At 66.8% G+C, this 7,398-nt stretch carries 6 protein-coding genes; 4 read left to right on the top strand and 2 right to left on the bottom strand.

Annotation, left to right across the window (positions count from 1 at the left end; translation table 11 throughout):
• The 3 genes from AAF184_08485 to AAF184_08475 form a co-directional block, all read left to right on the top strand.
• On the top strand, positions 1 to 993 hold a 993-nt coding region (locus AAF184_08485), incomplete at its 5' end, for a tetratricopeptide repeat protein (protein ID MEO0422357.1).
• A complete protein-coding gene (locus AAF184_08480) occupies positions 990 to 2,726 on the top strand; it encodes a CRTAC1 family protein (GenBank protein ID MEO0422356.1) in 1,737 nt (578 codons plus the stop codon). The genes AAF184_08485 and AAF184_08480, both read left to right, overlap by 4 nt.
• Positions 2,727 to 2,740: 14 nt before the next feature.
• Positions 2,741 to 3,181, top strand: a complete 441-nt coding sequence (locus AAF184_08475; protein ID MEO0422355.1) for a YtoQ family protein — start codon at positions 2,741 to 2,743, stop codon at positions 3,179 to 3,181.
• Between the two features lie 25 nt (positions 3,182 to 3,206).
• Here AAF184_08475 and AAF184_08470 read toward each other — a convergent pair whose 3' ends face one another.
• Positions 3,207 to 4,982: a PP2C family protein-serine/threonine phosphatase gene (locus AAF184_08470; GenBank protein MEO0422354.1), complete on the bottom strand. Its 1,776-nt coding sequence runs from the start codon at positions 4,980 to 4,982 to the stop codon at positions 3,207 to 3,209.
• Positions 4,939 to 5,862: an HDOD domain-containing protein gene (locus tag AAF184_08465; GenBank protein ID MEO0422353.1), complete on the bottom strand. Its 924-nt coding sequence runs from the start codon at positions 5,860 to 5,862 to the stop codon at positions 4,939 to 4,941. Before AAF184_08465 ends, AAF184_08470 begins: the two co-directional genes overlap by 44 nt.
• Positions 5,863 to 6,042: 180 nt before the next feature.
• Here AAF184_08465 and folP point away from each other — a divergent pair, with 180 nt between their 5' ends.
• The gene (gene folP, locus AAF184_08460) at positions 6,043 to 7,389 is read left to right on the top strand and encodes a dihydropteroate synthase (GenBank protein ID MEO0422352.1); all 1,347 of its coding nucleotides are present in this window, start codon (positions 6,043 to 6,045) and stop codon (positions 7,387 to 7,389) included.
• Positions 7,390 to 7,398 lie beyond the last annotated feature (9 nt).

Genomic DNA, 7,398 nt, shown 5'->3' with positions numbered 1-7,398 from the left:
GCGCTCTTCGAGCGCGGCGACCTGGACGGCGCCGCCACCGCGTACACGCAGATGATCGCCACCGGCGTGGTCAATCCCTTCGGTCACACGGGCCTCGGTCAGGTGCGACTTACCCAAGGCGACTATGCGGCCGCTGTCGCGTCCCTGGAACGCGCGGTGGCGATCGCCCCGACCTACCGCCAGGCGCGCTACATGCTGGGCCTGGCCTACCGCGCCCAGGGTAAGCGGGAGCAAGCGGCGCAAGCGTTGCGCCGGGGCGTGGACGGGGTGCGCTCCTATTACAACGATCCCCTGTCGGAACGGGTCGATGAGGCTACGGTGAACGCGCCCGCGCGTCGAAACCTCGCCAACACCCTCCTTGCCACGCGCCGACCGGGGCAGGCGGCGGAGGTACTGGAGAACATCCTGGCGGCCGGTGAAGCGGATATCAACGATTTGAATAACCTCGCCGTGGCTTACCTTCAACTCGGTCGCTTGCCCGATGCGAAGCGTATCCTCACGGGCGTGGCGGAAGAGGCGCCGGAGCATTTCGGCACTCAACTGAACCTGGTGTCCCTCGCGATGCGCGAGCGCGATGTGCCCCGCGCGCTTCGCCATGCCCGCCGTGCGGTGGAGGTGGCGCCCCGCATCGCGCGCACCCACCAGACCCTCGCTCGCGTGCAGGCCCAGACCGGCGATTGGCAGGGCGCTGCCGCCAGCCTTGCTCGTGCAGAGCAACTCGACTCGCGCGATCCCCAGCTCGCGGCCATGCACGGGGACGTGTTGGTTCGGCTCGGTAAGGACGCCCAGGCGGCCATTCGCTACACCCACGCCTTGGCCTTGTTTCCCGACCTCCTTCCCGTGCAGCTGTCGCTGGCGAAGCTGCACCTGCGGGCCGGCGACCAGGAGGCCGCGCGCACGATGTACCTTCGTGCCGCGACCCTCGCCCCGAACAACCCGGGCGTGAAGGCGCTGGCGGAAGCCCTGGCGGCCCCGCCGACGACCAACCCATGAGACGCAGAATTGCCGCAGGGCTAATCGCCCTCCTAGGCAGTACTGTGCAAGGCGCGGCAGCGGATGACGCTGGCGCTTGGTTCACCGACGTCTCGGCGCCGACGGGCGTGGATTTCGCGCATGTGCGGGCGCTGACCAAGCGCTTGTGGTTGCCCGAGATCATGTCGGGCGGAGCGGCGTGGCTCGATGTCGACGGTGACGGACGCCTCGATCTCTACCTGGTGCAAGGGGGGTACCTGGCGCAGCGGGCTCGGACGCCCGAGGATGACGCCAACGACGCATCGGTGCCCGCGCAGCTGCCCGCCAACGTGCTCCTGCGCAACGACGGGGAGCGCTTCGAGGACATCACCGCCAGCAGCGGCACTGGCGATACGGGCTACGGCATGGGAGCCGCCGCCGCGGACTACGACGGCGACGGCGACACCGATCTCTACGTCACCAACCTGGGACCCAACGTGCTCTATCGAAACGAGGGCGATGGGCGATTCACCGATGTGACGGCCGCCTCCGGCACCGGTCACGACGGTTGGGGCACGAGTGCCGCGTGGCTCGACTACGACGCCGACGGCGATCTCGATCTGTTCGTGGCCAACTACATCAACTGGGCCCCGACCCAGGAGCTGAACTGCTTCACCGGCGGAGCCACCCGCGACTACTGCCATCCGCGCCACTACAACGCCCCCGCCGCTGATGTGCTCTATCGCAACGAGGGGGACGGCACCTTCACCGATGTGACGGAAGCGGCGGGCCTGCTGAGCGCTTTCGGCCATGGACTCGGCGTGGCCGTGGCGGACCTCGACGGCGATGGGCGCACGGATATCTACGTGGCCAATGACGGCATGCCCAACCAGCTGTGGCAGAACCTGGGGGACGGCACCTTCGAGGACATCGGCCTGCTCTCGGGCACGGCGGTGAACATGGCCGGCAAGGCGGAGGCCGGCATGGGCGTCGCCGCGGTCGACGCCGACGGCGATGGAGACCTCGACCTGTTCATGAGCCACCTGCGGGGCGAGACCAACACCCTCTACGTGAACGAGGGCGGTGACTTCTTCCGCGACGCGACGCCGGGCGCAGGATTGGCCGCCCCCAGCGTGGCCTACACGGGCTTCGGACTGGGGTTTGCCGACTTCGATCTGGACGGCACGGTCGATCTCTACGTCACCAACGGCCGCGTCGGCGCGAGCTTACCGCCGCTCGTGCCGGGCAAGCCCTTCGCTGAGCCGAACTTGCTCTTTCGTGGCACGGGCGGCGGACGTTTCACCTTGCTGGACGCCGAGTTGACCGCTGACGTGCCCGACATCGAGAACAGCCGTGCCGCCGCCTTCGCCGACTACGACGACGACGGCGACATCGACGTACTGGTGGTCAACAACGGCGGCCCCACGCGTCTGCTGCGCAACGATGCCCCGCGCGGCGACGGCCACTGGGTCGGCTTCGCCCTGCCCCAAGGCCTCGGCGGCGAGGTCATCGTGCGCAGCGCCGACGGTCGCCTGCGCCGCGCCGTGGCGCAGCCGGCGTACAGCTATCAGTCGAGCAACGATCCACGGGTGCACTTCGGTCTGGGCGCAAGCGCGGCGCTGATCGGTGCCGTGGTGCGCTGGCCGACGGGGCAACTCGAACGGTTCGAGGTGACTGAAGCCGATCGCTACCACGTGCTCGCTCGCGGCCAGGGTGTCGCGTGCGAGCAAGTTGAGAACTGCCTACCGGTGCCGACCGGCGCCGGGCAACCATAAAGGAGATTGCTGTCATGGTCTGGGAAGTGTATTTGTCCGGTGAGATCCACAGCGACTGGCGTGAGCAAATCGTCCAAGGGGCGGAGAAGCTGAACCTCGGCATCGACTTCACGGCGCCCGTCACCGATCACGAGGCGAGCGATGCCGCGGCGGACGTACTGGATCTCGGCGCGACGCCCTTCTGGCGCGATCACGCCTCCTCCAAGGTCAACAGCATTCGCACGCGTACCCTGATCGAGCGCGCCGACATCGTCGTGGTGCGCTTCGGGGAGAAGTACAAGCAATGGAATGCGGCCTTTGACGCGGGGCTTTGCGCGGCGATGGACAAGCCCTATATCACTCTGCACGACGAGTCGATCGTGCATGCGCTGAAGGAGGTAGATGCGGCCGCGATGGCCTGGGCGCGCACGCCGTCCCAGGTGGTGGAAATCCTGCGCTACGTCACCAGCGACTGACGAAGTCGATGGTCGGGCGGGGCGATCAGGACGGATCGCCCACGCGCACGCAGATCATCGTGATGTCGTCTTCGCGCTTGCCGTTTTCCGTGAAGGTCTGATGCTGCTCGATCAGGGTGCTGATCATCTCATTCGGCCCGAGATCTCCCGCGCCACGTAGCACCTGCTCCACCCGGTCGAGGCCGAACTGCTCACCCGCACGATTGCGTGCCTCGTCGACACCGTCGGTCATGACCAGCATCAGGTCGCCGGGCTCGAGAGCTTTCACCGTGACGGACTCGTAGCTGGCCATCGGGAACATGCCCAAGGGGAGGCCCGTGGCCTCCAGCCGCTCGACCGCATCCTGTTCACGCCGCAACAGCAGCATGGGTGGATCGTGACCGGCGCTCGCATAGGTCAGGGTGCCCGTGTGTGCGTCGAACACACCCGCGAACAAGGTGATGAACTTATCGTCCTTCATGTCCGACTCGGCGAGCTCGTTGAGCTGCTCGAGGAGGTCGGCGAGATCGAGAGACTCGTGGCTCTGACGATGGAGTAGCGCGCGCAGGGCGGCACGGGCGGTGGTGGCGATCAGGGCCGCGCCAATGCCGTGGCCGGTGGCGTCCGCCACCACGAAGCCGACGCGCGAGTCGTCGATCTTGAAGTAGTCGTAGTAGTCCCCGCTCGAGTCGTCGCACGGCAGGTTGCAGCCGTCGAGGGCCACGCCCTGCACCTGGGGAGCGCGGTCGGGGAGCAGGGCCTGCTGGATGCTCCCGGCGAGGCGAAGCTGCTCCGCCAGAGACTCGCGCTCCATGGAGTCGAGGTGACGCATGGCGTTGTCCACGCTGGTGGCACACACTTCGGTCAGAAGCTTCAGTAGGTCGATCGCATCGCTGTCGAGATCGGGCGCGTTGGCCACCAGCAGGCATCCGCGAATGCCACTGGCGGCGCGCAGCGGCAGGGCCACGAGGCTGGTGATTCGCTCGAGTGCCTCGCAACGCACGAGCTCCTGCAGTTCCTCAGCATTGCGGAACAAGCAGGCCAAGCCGTCGGCGGTGACCAGGTGGGCGACGCTGCGACCGTCGACGAGACGAAACTGGGCGAGCGCGGCCTCGTCGATGCCCCAGCTGGCGTGGGTGTCCAGGGTGTCCCCTTCGCGGCTGGTGAGCGCGACGCACCCCACCTCACCGCACACACTATCCACCGCGAGTTCGACGAGCTTGAACATCGCCCGCTCGAGATCCAACTCGCGCAGGACCACGCTCGACGCCTGGACCATGAGCGAGAGCTTGCGCCCGTCCAGCTCCTGCAGGCGAGCCCGCTCCTGGCGCGTCTGCAGCGCGTAGAGGGCGAGGGCCAGGTGATCGGCGAGCGCCAGCAGCACGGCGCGCTGGGTCACCTCCAGATCGTCGTGCAGGAGCAGGTAACCGTAATGGTTGTGGCGAGCCTCCAAGGAGACTAGCGCCGAGCACTGAAGTCCTGCCTGCGTGCCGTTGGCGCGCCGCACGTCGATCGCCTCATCGCCGGCCATGAGCCCGGCGCGCAGCACCGGCTCGGGCAAACTGATCTGCTCACCGACGTGCACGGCCTTGGCGGTGGTGAGGTAGACCGTTACCTGGTCTTCCTCGCCAACGAGGCGAAAGGCGATGCTCCAACCGCTGGAGATCTCCACCGTCTGCAGCACTTGGCTGAGTGCCGCCGACAACTCGTCGGCCGACTCGGCAGCGTGCAGGGGCAGTGGATCGAAGACCGCGGCGGGTACGAGGCCCGCCAGGGTCTTAGATAGCGGCGTCGCAGAACTCGAGGATGGTGACGAGGGCATCATCGATATCGCTGGTAAATTCCGTTAGTCGTTCTTGATCGATCTCCAGCGCGTCGAGCGCGGAGTCGTCCGGGTGTGGTGCGACGTCCTGTGCGTCGTCGGCCAAGCCGATGCGGCGCATGTTGAGCAGCCAGTCGCAGATGCCGACCACCGCTGCATGGGCACGGAAGTCCTCGTCCACACCAGTCACGTCGTGATGGTGGCCGATGACCGCCACCGCGTGCGCTGGCAGTTTCCAGTGCTCGGCCATGAGGATGCCCACGGCCGCATGATCGGTGCCGGTGAGCAGCCGTTCGCGTTCGATCCCCGTAATGCCGGTGGCGATCACCCGGCTCGGCAACAGGGGATTCAGCACGAGCTTGCCCACATCGTGCAGCAGCCCGTCGAGGAAAAGCTCGTCGATCAGGGTACGCGGCAAGCCAAGGCGGGTGACGATTTCACCGGTGATCAACCCCGTTGCCAACGAGTGCTTCTGCAAACCGAAGGAATGGTAGGGGTAGTTCGGCAAGTCCCTGTCCATCATGCCGGTGACGCACGAGCTGACCACGAGGTTTCGGATCATCTTCATGCCGAGGCGCGTGCTCGCCTGTTGCAAGGTCTGGCACGGTGTCCCCGACGAGAAATACGCGGAGTTGGCCATCCTCAGCACCTTGCCGGCGATGACCGCATCGCGGGAAATCGACTGCTGCAGGTCCTTCGCGTCCGAGTTCGGATCCTCGGTGAGCTGCATCACCTCCAAGGCGACAGCGGGCAAGGGCCCGAGTGCCTCCATCTGCCGCGCGATACGCTCGGCACTGACGCTGGTGGTGATGGTGGGGGCAACCTCGGCGCTCGTGGTTCGGGTGAGGGCCTCGAGGCTGTCGCTTTGCACTACGGGCATAGGGGCTTGGACTCTTTGGTCGGTAGACGCGCTGGCGCGCCCCTGGCCTGCGGCCGGTTGGGGTAGGATGCGCCAACTCGAGAGACTACCGATCGTGCGCACTATGGGTCCGTGAACTGGCCCGCATATGCCGGACGAGCGGTCTCGTCCACGCCAACGGCAAAGGTAGACCCACGGTTCATGCAAGTAATCCTCGGCTTCGGTTCCAATCACGGCGATCGCCACCACTGGTTGCGCGAGGGCATCCGCGCGATGGAAGGCGTACCCGGCTTGACCCTGCAACGGGTCTCACCTGTGGTGGAGTCGCCGGCCCTTCTGCCTGCGGGCTCGCCCTGGGACTGGAACCGACCGTTCCTGAACTGCGTCGCCACCTACGCGCACAGTGGCGAGGTGAGTGTGGAGAGCGCCATCGCTCGCCTGCGCGAACACATCGACGCGGCCCAAGCAGCCTGCGGCCGTCCCCACCCCTCGCGATGGGCGCCGCGGCCCCTGGACATCGACGTGCTGATGTTCGGTGAGGAGCAACGCACGGTGGGTCGGGTCACGGTGCCCCACCCGGATCTGTTGACGCGTAACTTCGTGCTCAGTCCCCTGACGGCGATCGCCCCCGATTTACGCATACCGGGCGAACCGACCGGCCAGAGCGCCCTGGCGCACAGCCGTGCCCTACCCCACCACATCCCCTTGTGGATGGGCGTGCTCAACATCACACCGGATTCCTTCTCCGATGGCGGCAAGCACGAGGATTGGGAAGCGGTGAAGGCTCAGGTGCAGCGCATGCGTGAGCATGGCGTGCACCTGCTCGACCTCGGCGCCGAATCCACTCGCCCCGGCGCCACGCCACTCACCGCCGATGAGGAATGGGCACGCCTCGCACCGATCCTGCTGCCTCTGGTGGAGTTTCTCGGCGACGACCCCCTGCGGCCCTCGATCAGCGTCGACACCTATCACGCGAGCGTCGCCGAGCGCGCCATCGACGTCGGTGTACAAGTGATCAACGACGTGAGCGGACTGGAGGCGCCAGGTATGTTGGAGGTGGCCGTCGGCCACCCTGAGGTCACGGTTATCGCTATGCACAACCTCGGCGTACCGGCCGATCGCGCAGTGACCTTGCCGGGTGATTCCGATCCCTACGAGGTGGTACGTGATTGGATTGCGCGCAAGCTCGATGCCTGGTCGGCGGCGGGGCTCGACCCGCACCGCACGGTGATCGATCCCGGCATCGGCTTCGGCAAGGATGCGCTGCAGTCCCTGCGCCTGTTGCGCTCCGCCGGTGATCTCGGTCGCCTCGGTGTGCGCCTACTGATCGGCCACTCGAGAAAGTCGTTCATGAAGAGCTTCAGCGAGGGGCCCCTGGACAGCGCGGAACGCGATCTCATCACCACGGGCGCGTCCCTGCACCTCGCGCAGCAGGGCGTGGACATCATCCGGGTGCACAACGTGCCCATGCACAGCGCCGCCTACCGCGGCTGGAGTCATCTGGTGGCGATGCCCCTGCCTCCCGCGGAGCGCCCTAGCACTACCTGACGAGTTCGC

The organism is Pseudomonadota bacterium, from assembly GCA_039815145.1.
In the GTDB taxonomy this organism is placed as follows: domain Bacteria; phylum Pseudomonadota; class Gammaproteobacteria; order Steroidobacterales; family JBCBZW01; genus JBCBZW01.
This window is presented reverse-complemented; position numbering and strand designations above follow the sequence as displayed.

Coding starts and splice junctions, on each gene's coding strand:
- AAF184_08480 (MEO0422356.1), top strand. CDS start 990: ATGAGACGCAGAATTGCCGCAGGGCTAATCGCCCTCCTAGGCAGTACT.
- AAF184_08470 (MEO0422354.1), bottom strand. CDS start 4,982: ATGCCCTCGTCACCATCCTCGAGTTCTGCGACGCCGCTATCTAAGACC.
- AAF184_08475 (MEO0422355.1), top strand. CDS start 2,741: ATGGTCTGGGAAGTGTATTTGTCCGGTGAGATCCACAGCGACTGGCGT.
- folP (MEO0422352.1), top strand. CDS start 6,043: ATGCAAGTAATCCTCGGCTTCGGTTCCAATCACGGCGATCGCCACCAC.
- AAF184_08465 (MEO0422353.1), bottom strand. CDS start 5,862: ATGCCCGTAGTGCAAAGCGACAGCCTCGAGGCCCTCACCCGAACCACG.